Origin of the sequence: Halorubrum vacuolatum (assembly GCF_900188065.1) — an archaeon.
GTDB classification, from domain to species: domain Archaea; phylum Halobacteriota; class Halobacteria; order Halobacteriales; family Haloferacaceae; genus Halorubrum; species Halorubrum vacuolatum.
In genome coordinates this window covers 76,276-95,459 of the sequence record NZ_FZNQ01000001.1, presented here as the reverse complement: position 1 = coordinate 95,459, position 19,184 = coordinate 76,276, and the positions used below count along the sequence as shown (strand labels likewise).

Sequence of the window (19,184 nt, the reverse complement as noted above, 5' to 3'; positions counted from 1 at the left end):
CACGCGAACTGTGACGGGGTCGCTATGGCATGTCGAGGGTTCCCGGGGGCATACCGATAAGAAAGGCCTTTGAAGCGGCCGGGAGACATACGTGTATGACCGAGGACGAGGCCGTAGAGACGTTCTACTCCGAGGAACGATGGCAGAACTGGCTCACGCGGATCGAAGCGGAGGAACTGGACCCGGAAAACGAGGAGTCCGCGCGGCTGCTTTTAAATTTACAGGACGACGCCGCCATCGCGATCGCAAAAGTGCTCACCGCGCTCATGGAGGACCGGATCGGCGAGGAGCGCGCCGTCGAGGAGATCCGGATGATCCGCGACATCGTGCTCGCGGAGGTCGCCTTCGAGGACGAGGACAAACTCATCATGATCGATGGGGTCCAGACCTCGCTCATTCCCGTCTTTTATGCCGCCGAGGAGTACGTCATCGGAGGCGTCGTTGAGGGCGACATCTCCGAGTTCATTCGGGCGGCTGCGGACGCCGAGGCCGACGAGGACCTCGACGCCGCGCTCGGCTACGTCGTCCAGGCCGGCACGCGCGTCATCGACGGTGAACCGCTCGACATCGAACTTATCGAGGAGATCGAATACGGCCTCGTCGCCGAGTGGGTCAACGGCCTCGACTCCCTCCAGACGGCGCTCGATGACCCCGAGGTCGTCGAGGAGGACTGATCCCGGGCTGCTCCGACGGCGACGCTGCGACTCGCTCCGATAGCGACGCTGCGACTCGCTCCGCGGGCGACACGGTGCACGCCCACGGAGGATGTCAACCGCCGACGGAGAACAGCAGCAGGTTATGTGCGGCCGGACCGAGCCCGACGGCGGCGATGAACCCCAAAAGCAGGTAGCCTTCCCCCGGTTTCTCGCGGACGTAGGGGATAAACAGCCAGACGACGAGCCCCGCGACGGCGAGTTTGACGAGCACGAAGAGCCAGCCCTCCCCGAGCAGCGGCACGGACGGGAGCCCACCCAGTTCGAGGATCAACCGCGAGAGGGGCGTCCGCTCCCCGAATCCAAGCTGTGTCACGCCGACGGCCGTCGAGATGCCGTCGAGCGCGTGCCCGAGGACGACGAGCACGCCGACCCCTCCCGTCGCTCCGACCTCCGGAACCGCCGAGCGGAGCACCCACCACAACAGGACAACGACCGGGATCGTCGTGAGTACCGCGATCCCGGACCACCACAGCCCCGTCGTGGACACGCCACCTCTAAGGGCGACCGCTACGACCGGCACGAGCAACGCCCCTCCGCTCGCGGCGAGGACGGCTGGCGTCCGGTCACGCGTGGCGTCCACGGCGTCCGCGGCCCCCCACGTCGCGCCCGCAATTATTGCGACGGTGACATAGACCGTCGGTGACCCCGCGAAGGGCGCTACCGACGCCGGGAGCGCGTCGATCACGTAGAGGACGTGGAGCGCGGAGCCGAGCACCATCCACGGGGCTAACCCGAGGACGTGCCCCCCAGTCACCGCGGGTGACCGACGACGGAGCGCCACGGCGACGAGGCCGGCCGCGAGCAGCGTGACGACGAGATAGGGGGTGGGTGGGATCGTCGTCCCGTCGGGCACGAGCGGGAGGCGTTCGGGCATGGACGAATCGGGAGCGCCTCGGGGTGAAAGCGTTTCGGGACGCGGCGACCGTCCGGCTGAAGGAGGGTTTTTCAATCAGCCGGCGCTATCGATCGGTGATGAACGACCGCGTCCTCACGCGAGCAGGTGATCGACGATGATGGGCGGTAACGACCAGCAGGCGTACGACCGCGGCACCTCGCTGTTCTCCCCGGACGGCCGTATCTACCAGGTCGAGTACGCGCGTGAGGCGGTCTCACGCGGCGCGCCGAGCGTCGGCGTTCGGACGGCCGAGGGCGTCGTCTTCCTCGCCATGTCACGGCCGTCCTCCACGCTGATGGAGGCCGAGAGCATCGAAAAGCTGCACAAGCTGGACGATCACGTCGGCACCGCGAGTGCGGGGCACGTCGCGGACGCCCGCAAGCTCATCGACTTCGCCCGTCGGCAGGCCCAGGTGAACCGGCTTCGCTACGGCGAACCGGTCGGCGTCGAAACCCTCAGTAAATACGTCACCGACCACGTTCAGGAGAACACCCAGCGCGGCGGCACCAGGCCGTACGGCGCCGCGCTCCTTATCGGTGGGATCGAAAACGGCGAGCCGCGGCTGTTCGCGGCCGATCCCTCCGGGACCCCGAACGAGTGGAAAGCGACGGTCATTGGCGGGGGACGCAAGGCCATTCAGGAACGTCTTGAAGAGGCATGGACGGAGAGGTTGACGCTGACGGAGGGGATCGAACTCGGCGTCAGCGCGCTGCTCGCTCACGACGATGAGCTCACCGCGGCAGAGGTCGCCGTGGCGACGATCACTGAGGCGAACGACTATCGGACCGTTCCGGAGGCGGACGTGTCCGCGGCGTTTGACGCGGTGAACGGCGAGGAGGCCGACGCCGACGACACCGACGACGATGAAGCGGGGATCGACGCCGACGAAACCGACGAAAAATAGCGTGTCTAGGGCTCGCTCATCCGTAGTACCGGTTTGATCGTCTCGCCCGACTCGGAATCCTCGACGGCCTGCTCGATCTCCTCGAACTCATAGTACGTGATGAGTTCGTCGAACGGGAACTTGCCCTGTCGATAGAGCTCGATGAGGTCCGGAATGAAATCACGCGGGATGGCGTTCCCCTCGACGATGCCCGTGATCGTGCGTCCATTCAAAAGGAGGTCGTTGACGTCGTAACTTGCACGTGTACCGAGTGCGGGCGCGCCGATGACCCCGAGGGTGCCACGCCACGTGAGCGAGGCGACGGCCTGTTCGGCTACCTCGGGGACCCCGGTCGTTTCGAGCGCATAGTCCGGCCCGGAGCCGGTACGCTCACGAACCACCTCCACCACGTCATCGACCGCCGTGGGATTCACCGTGGTCGTCGCGCCGAGCGCTGCCGCCTTCTCCAGCCGGTTCGGTTGTACATCGATCGCCACGATCTCCGTACACCCCTTGAGATCTGCGGCCATTACCGCCGAGAGACCAACCGATCCGGCACCGAACACCGCGATCGAGTCACCGGCCTGTGGGTTCAGCGAGTTTATCACCCCGCCTGCACCCGTCTGCACGCCACATCCGAGCGGTCCGAGGAGTTCGAGCGGAACGTCATCCGCAACGGGCACGACGTTCCGTTCGGTCGCGATGGCGTGGGTGGCAAAGGAGGATTGACCGAAGAATCGACCGCTGATCCGATCGCCGTCCTTTGAGAGCGGCGAGGTCTCGTCCTCCGGTCGTGCGCCGCCGAAGTTGTGCTCGAAAAACGACTCACAGTATGCTGGATGGCCTGCACGGCAGCTCCGACAGGTGTCGTCGAAATCGAAGCTCAGGACCACCCTGTCGCCGGGCTCGACCGAACTCACTCCGGCACCGACCGCCTCGACTACCCCCGACCCCTCGTGACCCAGCACCGCCGGAAGGGGCGTTGGATACATCTGGTCGCGGACGATCATGTCCGTGTGGCAGACGCCCGCGCCGACGATCCGTACCAACACCTCGTTTGGCTGTGGCTCCGCGAGTTCGATCTCTTCGATGCCGAATGCACCTCCCTTTTCGCGTACGACCGCTGCTTGAATCTTCATCGGTCTTCACTCCGGAAGGACGTCGGCACGTGGAATAAATATAATTATTAATCATTCCGTGTCGGTCACCAGCGATGCTGCCATGTCGCTGGTTCGAATCGATCGTACCCACATATCCGCGGCGTCCCGTCCACCTGCGGCGTGTTTGACCCTGCCAGTGTGGCCTGATCGCTTTTATATTGTGCCGCCAAACGGTGGGATATGCCATGTATCGGCAGTCTGGTCGCCTACCCCGTAAAATCGCTTGACGGCACCACCCTCAAGCGTGCGACTGTCGGCACGAACGGCGCCCTCCGCGGCGACCGGACATACGCGTTCGTCCGGGCTGGGGTCGACCCGCACGAGGCGTCGGTCAGCGGCGGCGGCGGGTACGTCAACGGAAAGAGCGAGCCGGCGCTTCACCGCCTTCGAGCGAGCTACGAACTCGCGGGACCGACCGACGCAACGCCGACGGCGATCACTCTCCGACGGCCCGAACGGGACGGGGTCCCCGCGGACGAGCGCACCTTCCGGCTGCCGGCGGATCGGGACGCGACAGCGGCGTGGGTCGGTGCGTATCTCGGCTACGACGTCGACCTCGTCCGTGAGCCGGCTGGCGGATTGCCCGACGACCGGGCGCTCCCCGGGCCGACGGTCGTCTCGCGGGCAACGTTGGAGACGTTCGCTTCGTGGTTCGACGAGGTGGCCGACGCGACGGAGGCGAGACGCCGGCTTCGCCCGAACCTCGTCGTCACGGACGTCCCCGCCTTCTGGGAGGATCACCTCGTCGCCGACCACGGATCGGGGGTACGGTTCACCGTCGGCGCGCAGGGCGAGGACACGGTCGCTAAAGCGGTCCAGGGTGAGGACACGGCTGAGGAAGCCGCGGCCGCCGGTGATACACGCTCGGCCGTGAGCCTCCTCGGCGTCAATCCCTGCCAGCGCTGTGTCGTCCCCGCCCGTGATCCAGACACCGGGACGGAGGTGTCGGGCTTCCGTGAAACGTTTATCCGCCGCCGCCGGGAGACGCGACCGGCGTGGCTCGAAAGCGATCGGTTCGACCACGACTTTCGACTGATGGTGAACACCGTCGTCCCACGGGAATCGTGGGGGCGGTCGATCGCGGTCGGCGACCCGGTACGGATCGAAGGGTCGATCGACGGGGATGACGCGTTGCCGCCCACGGAGCCGGCACGGGACGGTGAGGACGCGTGAGTCGTCGCCGTGGTCCGCCGGGGCGTGAGACCGCCGCCGCGGAGTCGAACGAGCGTCGATCGTGGTACGGCTACGGCCATCTCACGCGAACCGAAAAGAGCGGTGTCGGGATCTTCTTACACGACGCCACCCGGATCTTCAGTGAGGTGACGGTGTTTTCGCTCCCCGTCTTGCTGTTCGTGATGGATTATCCCGCGGGCGGCTGGTTCGACGCGAAGGCGACGGGTCTGCTCGCGTGGACGGTCGCGATCCTCGCCGGCACGCTGATACGCGGCGGCTGGGTCCGCCCAGCGGGGACTGAGACCCGTGGCTGGGTGTCGCTCTCGCCGGTGCTTCTCATGTTTCGGGTGCCGTATTTCAACGCCGTCTTCGGTGTCGCCATCTTCGGCGGCCTGTGGGTTGGCGGGCTGCTCCAGGGGGCGGTATCGTCGTCCGCGATCGGTCCACTCGCGGGGCTTTCGGTTGCCGCGCTCGTGCCGCTTCTCGGATTTCTCGCGTTTCCACGACTCTCCGAGGACGTGATGGTCCGGTGGGGTTGACGATTCGCCGGCGTCGACGGTTCTCGGGGGACGACTTCGGGGGATAACTCACGAGCGGTTGCTCGGTGTGGTCGATGTGTGACCACGGGACGGTCGTGGGAGGATCGACGATCGTCGATCGCTTGGATCGACGCATTTACGTAATTTTTTATCCCCTTCCGAAAAGACGGAGTATATGGGACTAGACGACGACGCCAGGGAGTACCACCGGGCTGACCCTCCCGGGAAGATCGAGATCGAGACCACGAAGCCGACGAACACCCAGCGGGACCTCTCGCTCGCGTACTCGCCGGGCGTCGCCGCGCCGTGTCGCGATATCGCCGAGGACGCCGGGGCCGCCTTCGAGTACACGGCGAAGGGAAACCTCGTCGCCGTCGTCTCAAACGGCTCCGCGGTGCTCGGACTCGGCGACATCGGCGCACAGGCCTCCAAACCAGTCATGGAGGGGAAGGGCGTCCTTTTTAAACGGTTCGCCGACATCGACGTCTTCGACATCGAACTCGACATCGAGGCGGTCGACCCGTTCTGTGATGCGGTCGCCGCGATGGAGCCGACCTTCGGCGGGATCAACTTGGAGGACATCAGCGCGCCGGCGTGTTTCGAGATCGAGGAACAGCTGCGCGAGCGCATGGACATTCCCGTCTTCCACGACGACCAGCACGGGACGGCGATCATCTCCGGCGCGGCGCTCATCAACGCCGCTGACATCGTCGACAAGGAGCTTTCCGACCTGCAGATCGTCTTTTCCGGCGCGGGCGCATCCGCGATCGCGACCGCCCGATTTTACGTTTCGCTCGGCGCGAAACGCGACAACATCACGATGTGTGACTCCTCGGGGATCATCACCGAGAAGCGCGCCGAAACCGACGGGATAAACGAGTACAAACGCGAATTCGCCCGTGACGTGGACGGCGGGGACCTCGCGGACGCCTTGGAGGGGGCGGACGTCTTCGTCGGGCTCTCCATCGGCGGCATCGTCTCCCAGGAGATGGTTCGCTCGATGGCCGAGAACCCGATCATCTTCGCGATGGCGAACCCCGACCCCGAGATCACCTATCCGGACGCGAAGGCCGCCCGCGACGACACGGTGATCATGGCGACGGGCCGGTCGGATTACCCGAACATGGTGAACAACGTCCTCGGATTCCCGTTCCTCTTCCGGGGCGCACTCGACGTTCGTGCCCGCGAGATCAACGAGGAGATGAAGGCGGCTGCCGCCGCGGCGCTCGCCGAACTCGCCCGCAAGGACGTTCCGGACGCGGTCGTGAAAGCCTACGGCGATGACCCGCTCCAGTTCGGTCCGGACTACGTGATCCCGAAACCGCTCGATCCGCGAGTGCTCTTCGAGATCGCCCCGAAGGTCGCCGAAGCGGCGATGGACTCCGGTGTCGCCCGCACCGAGATCGACATCGAACGCTACCGCGAACGGCTGGAAGCACGCCTCGGCAAGTCGCGTGAGATGATGCGCGTCGTGTTGAACAAGGCGAAAAGCGACCCCAAACGCATCGCGCTCGCGGAGGGGACCGACGAGAAGATGATCCGCGCGGCCTATCAGATCGCCGAACAGGGGATCGCCGAACCCGTGTTGCTCGGCGACGCCGACTCGATCCGTCGCACCGCCGAGCGGCTCGGGCTTCGGTTTTCCCCGGAAGTCATCGATCCGGATCAACGCGACGTCTCCGCCTACGGCGATCGACTCCATGAGCTCCGAAAACGCAAGGGGATCACCCGACGGGAGGCCGACGATCTCGTCCACCGGGACACGAACTACCTCGGCAGCGTGATGGTCGAAACCGGCGATGCGGACGCGATGTTGACCGGGCTGACCCACCACTATCCATCAGCGTTGCGGCCGCCGTTACAGGTGATCGGCTCCGCCGCCGACACGGATACTGTCGCTGGGGTGTACATGTTGACGTTCAAAAACCGGGTGATCTTCTGTGCGGACGCGACGGTCAATCAGGCTCCCGACGCCGAGACGCTCGCGGAGATCACTCGCCACACCGCCGAGCTCGCCCGTCGGTTCAACGTCGAACCACGGGCCGCCATGCTGTCGTACTCCAACTTCGGAAGCGTCGACAACGAGCGTACGCGCCAGTCCCGTGATGCCGTGAAGCTGCTCCATGAGGATCCCGAGATCGACTTCCCGGTCGACGGGGAGATGCAGGCGGACACGGCCGTCGTCGAGGAGATCATGAACGGCACCTACGCGTTCTCCGAACTCGACGAGGCGGCGAACGTCCTCATCTTCCCGAACCTCGAATCGGGCAACATCGGTTACAAGCTGCTCCAGCGGCTCGGCGGTGCGGAGGCGATCGGACCGATGCTCGTCGGAATGAACAAGCCGGTACACGTGCTCCAGCGTGGCGATGAGGTAAAAGACATCGTCAACCTCGCTGGTGTCGCGGTCGTCGACGCACAGGCAGAGTGATCTGCTGACGCGGCTCGATGAGAGGGAAAGACGCGGCTCGATGAGAGGGAAAGACGCGGCTCGATGAGAGGGAAAGACGCGGCTCGATGAGAGGGAAAGACGCGGCTCGGTGTGGTGGAAGGAGTCCGTTCTGCCATTCCATCAAACATTATTTGAAAAGAAGTGATCGCGGTCAGTATCTCCGGAGAGTATATATGCAACCGTTTCCACTTGCCGTGTATGCCAGAGGCTACCGAAGATCGGATCAGCAGACGGAACTACCTCCAGTTCGCCGGCGCCGCCGCTGCCGTTGGACTCGCGGGCTGTGCGGGCGAGGACGTCGACGACCTCGAAGATGGGGATGACGTCGATCCCGGGGACGACGATGGGATCGATGACGAGGAGAACCACCTCCACATCACCCAGACACAAAACCCAACGACGCTTGACCCGCATGACCACAGGGAGACGACGACTGACAACATCATCCTGCAGGCGTACGAGTTCCATTTTAAACGCGACCTCGACGGCAACCTCGTCGATGGGCTCGTCACCGACTGGGAGATCGTCGATGACGATCGATACCAGATCGAGATCCGCGAGGGTGTGAGCTTCCATAATGGTGATGAGCTAACGCCGGAGGACTCCGCGTTCAGCATCAACCGGGTCGTCGACGCCGACGTCGGGAACTTGGAGAGCCCACAGCGTGACCAGCTCGCCGGTGTTGAATCCGCCGAAGTCGACGACGATGGGCACGTGCTCATTCACACGGACGGCCCGAATCCGATGACGTTCGCGAACCTCGGCTCGTACTGCCCGGTCGTCGAGGAGGACTGGATCATGGACCGCGATCCCGAAGCGATCGCCGAGGACATGAACGGAACCGGTCCCTACCAGCTCGAGGAGTTCGTCGACGGTGAGTATACCGACTTCACCAGTTTCCCCGATTACTGGGACGGCGAAGCGGAGATCGCGAGCCTTCGGATCGACGCTTCCTCGGAGTCGAGCACGCGGATCAACAGCCTCCGGGCGGGTGAGATCGACGTTGCGACCGCGGTGCCGCCGAGCGACGCCGGTGCGATCGAGAGCGACGACGACACCTACATCGCGGACGCACCGAGCACCCGAATCTTGATGCTCCCGATGCGGTACGACGTGGAGCCGTTCACGAGCCAGGAGTTCAGACAGGCGATGAACTACGCGATCGACTTCGATTCGATCATCGAGAACGTCCTCTCCGGATTCGGTGACGCGACCGCGCAGCCGACGCTTGAGGGCTACTTCGGGCACAACCCCGATCTCGACCCCTATCCCTATGACCCCGAACGCGCTGAGGAACTGGTTGAAGAAAGCGGCTTCGCTGGCGCGGAGATCGAACTCGTGGTCCCGGCCGGCCGCTACCTCCAGAGCGACGAGATCGCCCAAGCGTGTGTCGGCTACATCGACGACCTGGACAACGTCAGCTGTGACATCGACCTTACCGACTTCGGCGAGCTGACCGGCATTCTGCTCGACGGCGACATCGAGACGACGCCGCCGTTTTTCCTCATCGGCTGGGGGAACACCACCTTCGACGCGGAGAACAACCTGCTCCCGTGGCTCACCGAGGGAACCTCCCAGTACACCTTCGTCGACGAGGAGCTCGAGGATCTCATCCTCTCCGCCCGGACCGAGGTCGACGAGGACGAACGCGAGCAGCTCCTCATGGATGCGTGTGCACGCGCCAACGAGCTTGCAGTGTTCGTGTTCCTCAACCGTGAGTACCTGATCTACGGCATGAATCAGCGGGTCGACTGGGATGCGACGCCTGACGAGTACACCCGCGCCTACGAGATGTCGCTTCGATAGGTCACGGATCGTTCCTTTAGGGGCCGACACATCACCCCGCGTCGCCGTCGGCACGCTGCCGGCGGCCGGCGGCCGTTGAACCGCTTGTCCGACCGATCTCACGCCGTCCCGCACACGACGCTATCACATGTCAACGTATCAGTTCCTTATCCGTCGCGGCCTGCAGGGCCTCCTCGTCATCTGGGGGGTCATCACGGTGGTGTTTCTCCTTCGATTCATGACACCGGGCAGTCCAGTCGACTTCGTCGCACCGCTCGATGCGAGCCCGGAGCTTCGGGCACAGATCGCCCGCAACCTCGGTCTCGATCAGCCGATATACGTCCAGTACGCACAGTACCTCGGTAGCCTCCTACAGGGAGATATGGGCTTTTCATACATTCGGGGGCGACCCGCAAGCGGGATCATCTTCCTGCGGCTGCCCGCGACCATCGAGTTGGCGGTCGCCGCCACCGTCGTCGCCATCATCTTCTCGATCCCGTTGGGCGTCATCAGCGCCACTCGTCGGCACGAACCCGCCGACTACGCCGCGACGGGCTTCTCGCTCGTCGGCATCAGTACGCCGAACTTCTGGCTCGGTATCATGTTGATCCTCCTCGTCTCCGTCGGCCTCGGGATCCTCCCGACCAGTAGACGACCGATCGGGCTCGTCCCGGCGATGGAGATGTTGATCTTCCAATTCGAGACGGTCGGGATTCAGACATGGATCAGACACATGATCCTCCCGGCGATCACCCTCGGGACGTATTTCACGGCGATGATCGTCCGGCTCACACGGAGCGGCATGCTCGATCAGCTCGGCCAACCGTACGTGAAAGCCGCCCGCGCGAAGGGGCTGCCCGAGACGCTGGTCACGTATAAACACGCGTTGCGGAACACGATGATCCCGATCATCACCGTGCTCGGGTTACAGCTGGGCACGCTCATCGGGGGCGCGGTCATCACCGAGTTCGTCTTCAACTGGCCGGGGCTCGGCACGCTCATCATCGATGCGATCAACGTACGCGACTGGCCGATCATCCAGGGGGCGCTCATCGTGATCGGCGTCGGCTTCGTCGTGATCAACATCGTGGTCGATGCGCTGTATGCGCGACTCAACCCGCGGGTGAGTCTCGAATGAGCATCCTTTCGGAGCGCGTCCGGCGGAGCTTAACACGTGAGTTCAGTCAGAGCCTCATGGCGAAGATCGGGCTCGCGTTGGTGGTGTTGATGGTGACGATGGCGCTTTTCGCGCCGTTCATCGCCCCACACAACCCAACCCAGCAGGGGCTTGAGGAGTCCAACCTGCCGCCAGCCGGCGTCACCCAGACGTCCTCTGATATTCAGTTCGTCGACGGCGAGCGACAGACCGTCGAGACGACCACGACGGGAACGTTGGATCACCCGATGGGGACCGACTCGCTGGGCCGTGACCTGTTCTCGCGGGTGCTCTTCGGGGCCCGCACCTCGCTCATGGTCGGGCTCTTCGGGACGCTCTTTGCGGTCGGGACGGGGGTGAGCGTCGGGCTCGTCGCCGGCTACTACGGCGGCCGCATCGATGACGGCTTGATGCGGTTTGCGGACATCATGCTCGCGTTTCCCGCGTTGGTGCTCGCGATCGCGTTGGTCGGGCTGTTAGGACCGTTAACGATACGCATACCGGATCCCTTCGTCGCGCTCGGACTCGTCGAGGGGATGCCCGACTCGTTCGTCTTCCCGGTCACCCTGACGATCGTCGTCGGGGTGGTCAACTGGGTGTGGTTCGCCCGGATCGCCCGCGGGGAGGCCCTCTCGATCCGCCAACAGGAGTACGTGAAGGCGGCGCGCAGCCTCGGCGCGAGCGATCGACGTATCCTCAGACAACACGTGTTGCCGAACAGTCTGACGCCGATCATCGTCCTCGCGACCATCCAAGTGGCGGCGATCATCTTACTCGAGAGCTCGTTGTCGTTCCTCGGGTTCTCCGGCACGACGCTCTCGTGGGGCTTCGACATCGCACAGGGGCGTGATTACCTCGGCACGTCGTGGTGGATCTCGAGCATTCCCGGGCTCGCCATCGTGCTTGCCGTGATCGGGATCAACCTCCTCGGCGACTGGCTGCGGGACGCACTCGATCCGGGTATCGAGGGTGAACACGGAGGTGGGATGTGATGACCGACGAGCCGCTGCTCAAGATTTCGGGGCTCGAAACGCGATTCTTCACCGAAGAGGGACAGGTCAACGCCGTCGAATCGGTCGACCTCGAGATCGCGGACGGCGAGGTGTTCGGCATCGTCGGCGAGTCGGGATCCGGAAAGAGCGTCACCGCGCTCTCGTTGCTCGGGATGGTCGAATCGCCGGGTCGGGTGACGGCCGGGGAGATCTGGTATCGGAACGCCGACCTCGCGGCCGGGATTGCCGGGGATGTCCCCGACGCCGTCGATGGCGACTACGTGAACCTTCAGAAACTGCCAGACCGCGTTCGACGGACCCTTCGTGGGACACACTTCAGCATGGTGTTTCAGGACCCGATGAGCAGCTTCAACCCGAGCCTGACCGTCGGTGAGCAGATCGCGGAGGCGGTCGAGGCACAACAGCGTGCCCGGGCGAACCCACGCTCGGTCGCGTCACGAACGCAGGGGTACGGCCTCGGGAAGTACCTCATGAGCTTCGTTTCGTCGTCGCGGAAGTACGTGACTCAGGAGAGCCGGGAGCGGGCGGTCGAACTCCTCGAGATGGTCGGCATTCCCGACCCGGTCCTCCGGGCGGAAGAACATCCCCACGAGTACTCCGGCGGGATGCTCCAGCGGGCGATGGTCGCACAGGCGCTCGCGGGCGAACCGGACGTCCTGATCGCGGATGAGCCGACGACCGCCCTCGACGTGACCATTCAGGCACAGGTGCTCGACCTCCTCTCACGCATTCAATCGGAGACGGGAATGACGATCCTCCTCATCACCCACAACCTCGGCGTCGTGGCCCGCATGTGTGACCGTGTCGGGGTCATGTACGCCGGTGAGGTCGTCGAACGTGGGACGCTCGCGGACGTCTTCGACTCGCCGGTCCACCCCTACACGCAGGGGTTGCTCGGAAGCGTCCCCGAGATCGAGGGCGCAAGCGGCCGACTCCAACCGATCGCCGGTAACGTCCCGAGCCTCCTCGATCACGAAATGCCCGATCGGTGTTATTTCGCGGAGCGATGCCCGAAGGCGATGGAGGCCTGTCTGACGAAGCCGGCGGAGTTGGACGTTCCCGATCAACCCGGCCACTCCGCCGCATGTTATCTCGCCACCGAGCCGTTCGACGAGGCGACGGCGCTCCCGGCGGACTACTTCGACGACCCGGGAACGGCTGCGAGGGCGACGGGAGTCTCCGAGGACGGAGTCCCCGCGGGTGACGGGGGTGAGCTGAATGACTGAGACGCGTGATACCGACATGGCCGATGGCACGAACACGGGACGAGCAGAACGCAGTAGACGGCCGACGGATGAGCCACTGGTTCGGGTCCGTGGGCTCGAAAAGCACTTTTTCGAGAACGACACGATTTTCGATCGGTTCCTCGGCGATGGGCGAACCGCGGTGAAAGCGGTCGATGGGATCGATTTCGATATCCACCGCGGTGAAACGCTTGGACTCGTCGGCGAATCGGGGTGTGGGAAGTCGACGACCGGCGAGACGATGCTTCGGTTACAGGAACCGACGGACGGCAGCGTCGAGTTCGAGGGGCGGAACATCTACGATCTGGCGGGCGACGACCTGCTCGCGTTCCGTCGTGAGGCGCAGGTCGTCTTTCAGGACCCCTTCTCCAGTCTGGACCCGCGGATGACCATCGGGGAGGTGATCATCCAACCGCTCGAGATACACGACGTCGGCACCCGCGCCGAACGCGTCGCGCGGGCTCGTGACCTCTTGGAGCGCGTCGGACTGTCGGCGGATCAACTCGACCGCTATCCACACGAGTTCTCGGGAGGGCAGCGACAGCGGATCGGTATCGCCCGCGCGCTGGCGTTGGAGCCGGAGTTCATCGTGCTCGATGAGCCGACGAGTGCGCTCGACGTGAGCGTACAGGCGCAGGTGTTGAACCTCCTCGAGGACCTCCAAGAGGAGTTCGATCTCACCTATCTGCTCATCAGCCACGACCTCTCGGTCATCAACCACGTCTGTGATCGGGTCGCGGTGATGTATCTCGGTGAATTGGTCGAGATCGGGCCGGCAGCGGAGCTGTTCGCCGATCCGAAACACCCGTACACAAAGGCGTTGTTGGCGAGCGTCCCGCGGGCGACGACGGACGAGGCTGAACGCGAGCGCCGGACCATCTCCGGTGACGTCCCGTCTCCCCGAAACCCGCCTTCGGGATGTTCGTTCCGGACCCGGTGTCCGGTCGTGATCCGCCCACCGGATCTCGACATCTCACGGGACGCGTATCTCGAGATCGTTCGCTACCGAACGCTGCTTGCGAACGGGCGGCTCGATCCCGATGCCCGCTGGGAGCAGCTCGACGATCCCGACGGAAACGACGTCACCCTGTTCACCGACTCGATCCGTGAGGAGCTTTTCACCGTCGAGTTCGCGGGCGAGGATCGGGTGGTCTTGGATGAGTCGTTCGAGGCGCTCGCCGACGGCGACGTCGAGACGGCCGAACGGATCCTGACGGAACGGTTTGCCTCCGTATGTGAGGCGGTGAATCCCGAACTCACCGATGATGCACATGCGGCTGCCTGCCTCCGTGAGGACCAGCCCTCAGAGACCCGGGAGACAGCGGACGAGTGGACGCACGAACACGGGGGCGGTGGGACTCCCTCCGCGGGACCGTCCGCCAGGACCTCCGGGATCGATAGCCGGACCGACTAGTGGGGTCCCGCATACGGACCCGATCGGACGGACTCAGGCATCAGACTCGTCGAAGACGTCCTTGATCAGCTTCGCCTGCGCCGTCCGAAGACGCTGTGAGAGCGCGGACTTGCTGATATCGAGCTCCTCGGCGAGCTCGCCGAGTTCGACCTGTTTGTCGCCGTCGAAGTATCCACGGACGACGGCGAGTTCGAGTCCCTGTCGCTGTTTCGGGGTGAGCGAGGAGAGGTCGAAGGTGACCTGCTCCGCGGCATCGGGACCCTCGACGACGGCGAGCCTGACGAGTCTGACGTGCCCGAGGATGGACTGGAGGTCTTCGATCAGCTCGCGAATGACCGCCCGGTCGTCGACATAGGTGGTGACGAGCATGGTTCCCTGTTCGACGCGCTGAATGTGGGGGACACAATCGTGCTGTTGGAACGCATAACAGAGGCAGTCGTCAGTGACTTCGCCGGTCGCACGGATCATCCCTCCATCGCCAGCGGGCTGTAGGTCCACGTTGCACTTCTCGCCGACCGCATTGACGTTCACCGCCTCGACGCTGTCCGCTTCCGCGACAATGGGACAGTCCCACTCCTTCCCGGGTTCGATATCGAGATCGACTCGGAGGCGTCGGGTGCCGTCTACGGCGCGTGACATACCCCCTTATTCCGTGTTGGGTACATATATGTTGTTCCCCGCACGCTCGAGACGGGTCATCGAGTCCCGGCGGCTACCGGGCGTCGGCGATCCGTTTCACGATCCGATCGCGATCGCGCTGAAGCCGATCGGCGAGGGCCGTAAGCTCCGAGAGAACCGGATGGCTCGTCCGCTCAAGCGGACCGTAGAGGTATCGATAGAACGTGGGCGCGTCCTCGCCGCCGAAATCGACGGTCATCGGCGGGTCACGAAGCGAGCGCTGGCGAGCCTTCGCGAGGTCATTACACTCGGATTCGAGCCCCTCGAATCGCTCATAGACGTCGATCAGGGCATCGGTCCGGCTTCGTTCGGGGATCCCTTCGAGGTGTTCGTGTAGTCGGCGTCGCGTTCGGTCGATCCGGGCGAGCTCCGCCTCGGTGTCCGAGAGCTCCTCCAGTTCGACGTCGATGGCGTCGGCGAGTTCCGCACGCGATGCGGCCGCGTGACGGCTGCGCGTGACGATCGCGGACTGTAGCGCCGGCGAGAACGTCCCACCGTCTGAGAGGCCGGTGACCATGTCGACCCCGAGTTCGGCCGCGAGGCTCTCGGTAACGGTTTCATCGTACTCCTGTTGATAGTGCGGGAGCGCCATCACGGTGGATTCATAGGAGTCAAACACACCTCGTCTGTGCTCGTCGTTCGGCGTGTGAAAGCCGGTACCCGAGTGGACCCCCACGACCGGCCCATCGGAGGCGAACGTCGTGTTCGCCGGAACGGGGTCGAGCGACTCGACCCGTTCCGAGAACTCCTCGAAGGCGTCCCGTTCATCGACCACGCGGCGTCGTTCCTCACGGCAACACTCCGCTGCGTCCTTGAGATAGGCGAAGGCGACGAACGCGAGGAGCCCGACGACGACGATGAGCGTGAGGAACCCGGGGTCGGTAACGACACCCGACAGCTCACAGGAGAGCGTCGTACACTCCTCGGCGGTCGGGCCCTCCCTGGGGACACGAAAGGTCGCATCCCCGCCGGGTTGAATACTCATGGAGCTAAATTACACAATCCAAGACGATAACTATTGTGGCAATCTCGCTGCGTACAGAACACCCCGGTCCCGCCTCTCTCACCGAAGTCGACTCAGTAGATGTGGTGCAACAACAGGTAGACGCCGATCCCCATCGCAAAGGAGATCAACCAGAGGATCGCCGCGACGAACCCGGCGCGTGCGTGTGCCGTGTCGTAGAGTTCGGGATACGGACGGGTCAATGCGAGCAGGAGCGCATAGAACACGAACGGAATACAGACGATCGCGAGCAGGATATGGATCGCGAGGAACGGGAGATAGACGAACGTATAGACCGTCTCCGGGCCGGGAAACGTCGCCGTGCCGACCACGATGAGCCGGTAGAGGTAGCCGACGAGGAAGACGGTGAAGAGTCCGAACGACGCGAGCATGAACGCGCGATGGCGCTCGACGTCGCCACGGGAGATCGCCCGCCAGCCGAGGATGATCGTCGCGATGGCCGTCGCCGAAATGACGGCGTTTAGGTGGGGGATGGCGTCGAGGACGGCGTCGCTTGCGCGTGGAAGGACGGTCTCGGGAATGACGCCGCCGACGGCGCCGAAGACGAGCCCGAGCGAGACGACCGAGAGGGCGGCGGTCAAAAGCGGGACGTTGTCGCGAGCCCAATTGCTCATAACCGGGTCCTCGGTCGCGGGGGGAAAACAGGTGTCGATTTCGGCAGGTCATCGAGCCACGACTGCAGTCGTGGGCTTCCGCCTCAAATACGTGTGAATGTACGTGGCGTCCCGATCGACTCCGTCGCGGTCCCCGAAGAGCGGTTGACCGCGCGGTGACATCGACCGGCACGTCACGTGAGAATGGAAGGGCTTTTAATTAGGCACTGGATACACGAAAGTGCGACAAAACCACCGCGAGCGTGGGTAGCCAAGCCAGGCCAACGGCGCAGCGTTGAGGGCGCTGTCCTGTAGAGGTCCGCCGGTTCAAATCCGGTCCCACGCATCGCAACGGCTCTCCACGGAGCCCACAACCGATGCACGGTGTTGTCTCTACGACAGCACCCACGCACAATCCTTCGAAACCACAACGCTTCGAGCGGCCGCTCAGCGCCCACGAGAGCGTTCGTCCCGCGCCCACGAGAGCGTTCGTCCCGCGCCCACGAGAGCGTTCGTCCCGCGCCCACCATGTGAACAGTGCAAGCGCGAACGACTACCCTTTTAGTCGCGGGCGGCCGGAGTGAGTCGTAATGACCGAGTACGACTCCGAGGAGTTGGGCCTCGTCGCCGGGCTGGAGATCCACCAACAGCTCGATACGGCGACGAAGCTCTTCTGTGACTCCCCGACCGTCGAACGCGACCCCGAGGAGGCCGAACGAAAGCTGGTCCGGCACCTCCACCCGACGAAAAGCGAACTCGGCGAGCTCGATGCCGCCGCCGTCGAGGAGAGCCGTGTCGACCGCGAGTTCACCTACCTCGCCTACGACACGACCTGCCTCGTCGAGGAGGACGACGAGCCGCCGCGACGGGTCGATCCGGAGGCGCTCGACGTCGCGTTACAGATCGCGACCATGCTCGACGCGACGGTCGTCGATCAGGCACACGTCATGCGGAAACTCGTCATCGACGGCTCGAACACCTCCGGCTTCCAGCGTTCGCTGCTGCTCGCACAGGGCGGGTCGATCGAGACGAGCGAGGGTCCCGTCTCCATCGAGGACCTCATGTTGGAAGAGGAGTCCGCAAAGCGCGTCGAGGAACACGACGGGGGGGTCGTCTACTCGCTCGACCGATTGGGCGTGCCGCTCGTCGAGATCGGCACGGGCCCGGACATCTCGAGCCCGGAGCAGGCCCGCGAGGCCGCAGCGCGGATCGGTACCCTCCTGCGGTCGACCGGGAAAGTAAAACGCGGGCTCGGCACGATCCGCCAGGACGTCAACGTCTCCATCGCTGACGGTGCCCGCGTCGAGGTGAAGGGGGTACAGGACCTCGAAGGGATCGAAGCGATCGTCCGCGGCGAGGTCGGTCGACAGGCGGAACTGCTCACGGTTCGCGATCGACTCCGCGAGCGGAATGCGCGGGTCGGGGAGCCACGGGACGTCACGGACGTGTTCGCCGACACCGAGTCCGGGGTTATCCGCGGCGCGCTCGACGACGACGGCGCGGTGTGGGCGGTGCCGCTTTTCGGCTTCGACGGGCTCGTCGGCCACGAGATCCAACCGGATCGCCGGCTGGGGACGGAGTTCTCCGATCACGCCAAACGTCACGGTGCGGGCGGGATCTTCCACACCGACGAGCTGCCGGCCTACGGCGTGACGCCGGCGGAGGTCGCGACGCTTCGTGAGACGGTCGATGCCGGTGGGGACGACGCGGTCGCGATCGTCGCGGCGGGGACGGAGACGGCCCCCCTCGCGATCGAGGCGGTCGCAGAGCGGGCCGAGGCCGCTATCGACGGCGTCCCCGAGGAGACGCGAGGCGCGAACGACGACGGGACGACACGGTATCTCCGTCCGCTCCCGGGTGCTGCACGGATGTATCCCGAAACCGACGTCCCGCCCGTCGAGCCCGACCCGAGCGACGTCGACGTTCCCGAACTCCTCGATGAAAAGGCCGAGCGCTACGCCGAGTCGTTCGGGCTCGACCCCGGCCTCGCCGAACAGGTCGCGTTCGGCCGACGCTTCCCGACGTTCGAGGCGGCCGTCGAGCGGGGGATCGATCCGACCTTTGCGGCCACCACGCTGGAGTCGACGACGACGGAGATCCGACGCGAGGGCGCGCCGGTCGAGGCGCTCACTGATGAGCATTTCCTCGGGCTCTTTTCGCTCGTCGAGGACGGCGACCTCGCGAAGGAGGGCGTCCCGGAGGTGTTGACGACGCTCGCGGAGAACCCCGAGTTGACACCCGCCGAGGCCGTCGAGGTGGCGGGGCTATCGGGGGTGAGCGAGGAGGCGGTCCGGGAGGCGGTACTCGAGGTCGTCGAGCGGAACGCCGATCAGGTCGCCGAGGAGGGGATGGCCGCCTTCTCCGGGCTCATGGGCGAAGCGATGGGGGCGCTTCGCGGGAAAGCCGACGGCGAGGTCGTCTCCGAGGTGCTGCGCGAGGAGATCGGCAAGCGGGCCTAA

Annotated in this window: 16 protein-coding genes and 1 tRNA gene; 12 read left to right on the top strand and 5 right to left on the bottom strand. The window is 64.7% G+C overall.

Translation table 11 applies throughout. The features are described 5' to 3' along the window. The first annotated feature begins 95 nt into the window (after positions 1-95). Positions 96-674, top strand: coding sequence for a DUF2150 family protein (locus CHB65_RS00490; RefSeq protein ID WP_089383089.1), 579 nt, complete (start codon positions 96-98; stop codon positions 672-674). 94 nt (positions 675-768) lie between these two features. Here CHB65_RS00490 and CHB65_RS00485 read toward each other — a convergent pair whose 3' ends face one another. Continuing rightward, the gene (locus CHB65_RS00485; protein WP_089383088.1) at positions 769-1,590 is read right to left on the bottom strand and encodes a DUF63 family protein; all 822 of its coding nucleotides are present in this window, start codon (positions 1,588-1,590) and stop codon (positions 769-771) included. A 136-nt stretch (positions 1,591-1,726) separates the two neighbouring features. Here CHB65_RS00485 and psmA point away from each other — a divergent pair, with 136 nt between their 5' ends. Then, complete coding sequence (gene psmA / locus CHB65_RS00480) at positions 1,727-2,515, top strand: archaeal proteasome endopeptidase complex subunit alpha (protein ID WP_179213544.1); 789 nt, start codon at positions 1,727-1,729, stop codon at positions 2,513-2,515. Positions 2,516-2,520: 5 nt separating this feature from the next. Here the strand turns inward: psmA and CHB65_RS00475 are convergent, their stop codons facing one another. Then, positions 2,521-3,633, bottom strand: a complete 1,113-nt coding sequence (locus CHB65_RS00475; protein WP_089383086.1) for an NAD(P)-dependent alcohol dehydrogenase — start codon at positions 3,631-3,633, stop codon at positions 2,521-2,523. A 201-nt stretch (positions 3,634-3,834) separates the two neighbouring features. On the opposite strand from CHB65_RS00475, the gene CHB65_RS00470 reads away from it, so the two are divergent. From CHB65_RS00470 to CHB65_RS00435, 8 genes are all read left to right on the top strand, one after another. Next, positions 3,835-4,827, top strand: a complete 993-nt coding sequence (locus tag CHB65_RS00470; RefSeq protein ID WP_089383085.1) for an MOSC domain-containing protein — start codon at positions 3,835-3,837, stop codon at positions 4,825-4,827. Beyond that, complete coding sequence (locus CHB65_RS00465) at positions 4,824-5,366, top strand: hypothetical protein (RefSeq protein WP_089383084.1); 543 nt, start codon at positions 4,824-4,826, stop codon at positions 5,364-5,366. Before CHB65_RS00470 ends, CHB65_RS00465 begins: the two co-directional genes overlap by 4 nt. A gap of 175 nt (positions 5,367-5,541) precedes the next feature. Then, positions 5,542-7,797 (top strand): NADP-dependent malic enzyme, encoded by a 2,256-nt coding sequence (locus tag CHB65_RS00460; RefSeq protein ID WP_089383083.1) that lies wholly within the window; start codon positions 5,542-5,544, stop codon positions 7,795-7,797. A 219-nt stretch (positions 7,798-8,016) separates the two neighbouring features. Further along, positions 8,017-9,624 carry an ABC transporter substrate-binding protein gene (locus CHB65_RS00455; protein ID WP_089383082.1) on the top strand — a complete coding sequence of 536 codons (1,608 nt, stop codon included), beginning with the start codon at positions 8,017-8,019 and terminating at the stop codon, positions 9,622-9,624. A gap of 127 nt (positions 9,625-9,751) precedes the next feature. Further along, entirely contained in the window at positions 9,752-10,741 is a 990-nt protein-coding gene (locus CHB65_RS00450; protein WP_089383081.1) for an ABC transporter permease, read from the top strand. 2 nt (positions 10,742-10,743) lie between these two features. Beyond that, on the top strand, positions 10,744-11,751 hold the full coding sequence (locus CHB65_RS00445; RefSeq protein ID WP_089383441.1) for an ABC transporter permease: 1,008 nt from the start codon (positions 10,744-10,746) through the stop codon (positions 11,749-11,751). Continuing rightward, entirely contained in the window at positions 11,751-12,998 is a 1,248-nt protein-coding gene (locus tag CHB65_RS00440; protein WP_089383080.1) for an ABC transporter ATP-binding protein, read from the top strand. Before CHB65_RS00445 ends, CHB65_RS00440 begins: the two co-directional genes overlap by 1 nt. 16 nt (positions 12,999-13,014) lie before the next feature. Beyond that, positions 13,015-14,430 (top strand): ABC transporter ATP-binding protein, encoded by a 1,416-nt coding sequence (locus tag CHB65_RS00435; RefSeq protein WP_089383079.1) that lies wholly within the window; start codon positions 13,015-13,017, stop codon positions 14,428-14,430. 33 nt (positions 14,431-14,463) lie between these two features. On the opposite strand, the gene CHB65_RS00430 is transcribed toward CHB65_RS00435, so the two are convergent. From CHB65_RS00430 to CHB65_RS00420, 3 genes are all read right to left on the bottom strand, one after another. Then, positions 14,464-15,069: a helix-turn-helix domain-containing protein gene (locus tag CHB65_RS00430; RefSeq protein ID WP_089383078.1), complete on the bottom strand. Its 606-nt coding sequence runs from the start codon at positions 15,067-15,069 to the stop codon at positions 14,464-14,466. 73 nt (positions 15,070-15,142) lie between these two features. Then, positions 15,143-16,093, bottom strand: a complete 951-nt coding sequence (locus CHB65_RS00425) for a DUF7260 family protein (RefSeq protein ID WP_089383077.1) — start codon at positions 16,091-16,093, stop codon at positions 15,143-15,145. 92 nt (positions 16,094-16,185) lie between these two features. Continuing rightward, complete coding sequence (locus CHB65_RS00420; protein WP_089383076.1) at positions 16,186-16,746, bottom strand: DUF420 domain-containing protein; 561 nt, start codon at positions 16,744-16,746, stop codon at positions 16,186-16,188. Positions 16,747-16,986: 240 nt separating this feature from the next. Here CHB65_RS00420 and CHB65_RS00415 point away from each other — a divergent pair. Together CHB65_RS00415 and gatE are read left to right on the top strand one after the other, a co-directional pair. Next, positions 16,987-17,071, top strand: a tRNA-Leu gene (locus CHB65_RS00415). A 244-nt stretch (positions 17,072-17,315) separates the two neighbouring features. After that, positions 17,316-19,184, top strand: a complete 1,869-nt coding sequence (gene gatE / locus CHB65_RS00410; RefSeq protein ID WP_089383075.1) for a Glu-tRNA(Gln) amidotransferase subunit GatE — start codon at positions 17,316-17,318, stop codon at positions 19,182-19,184.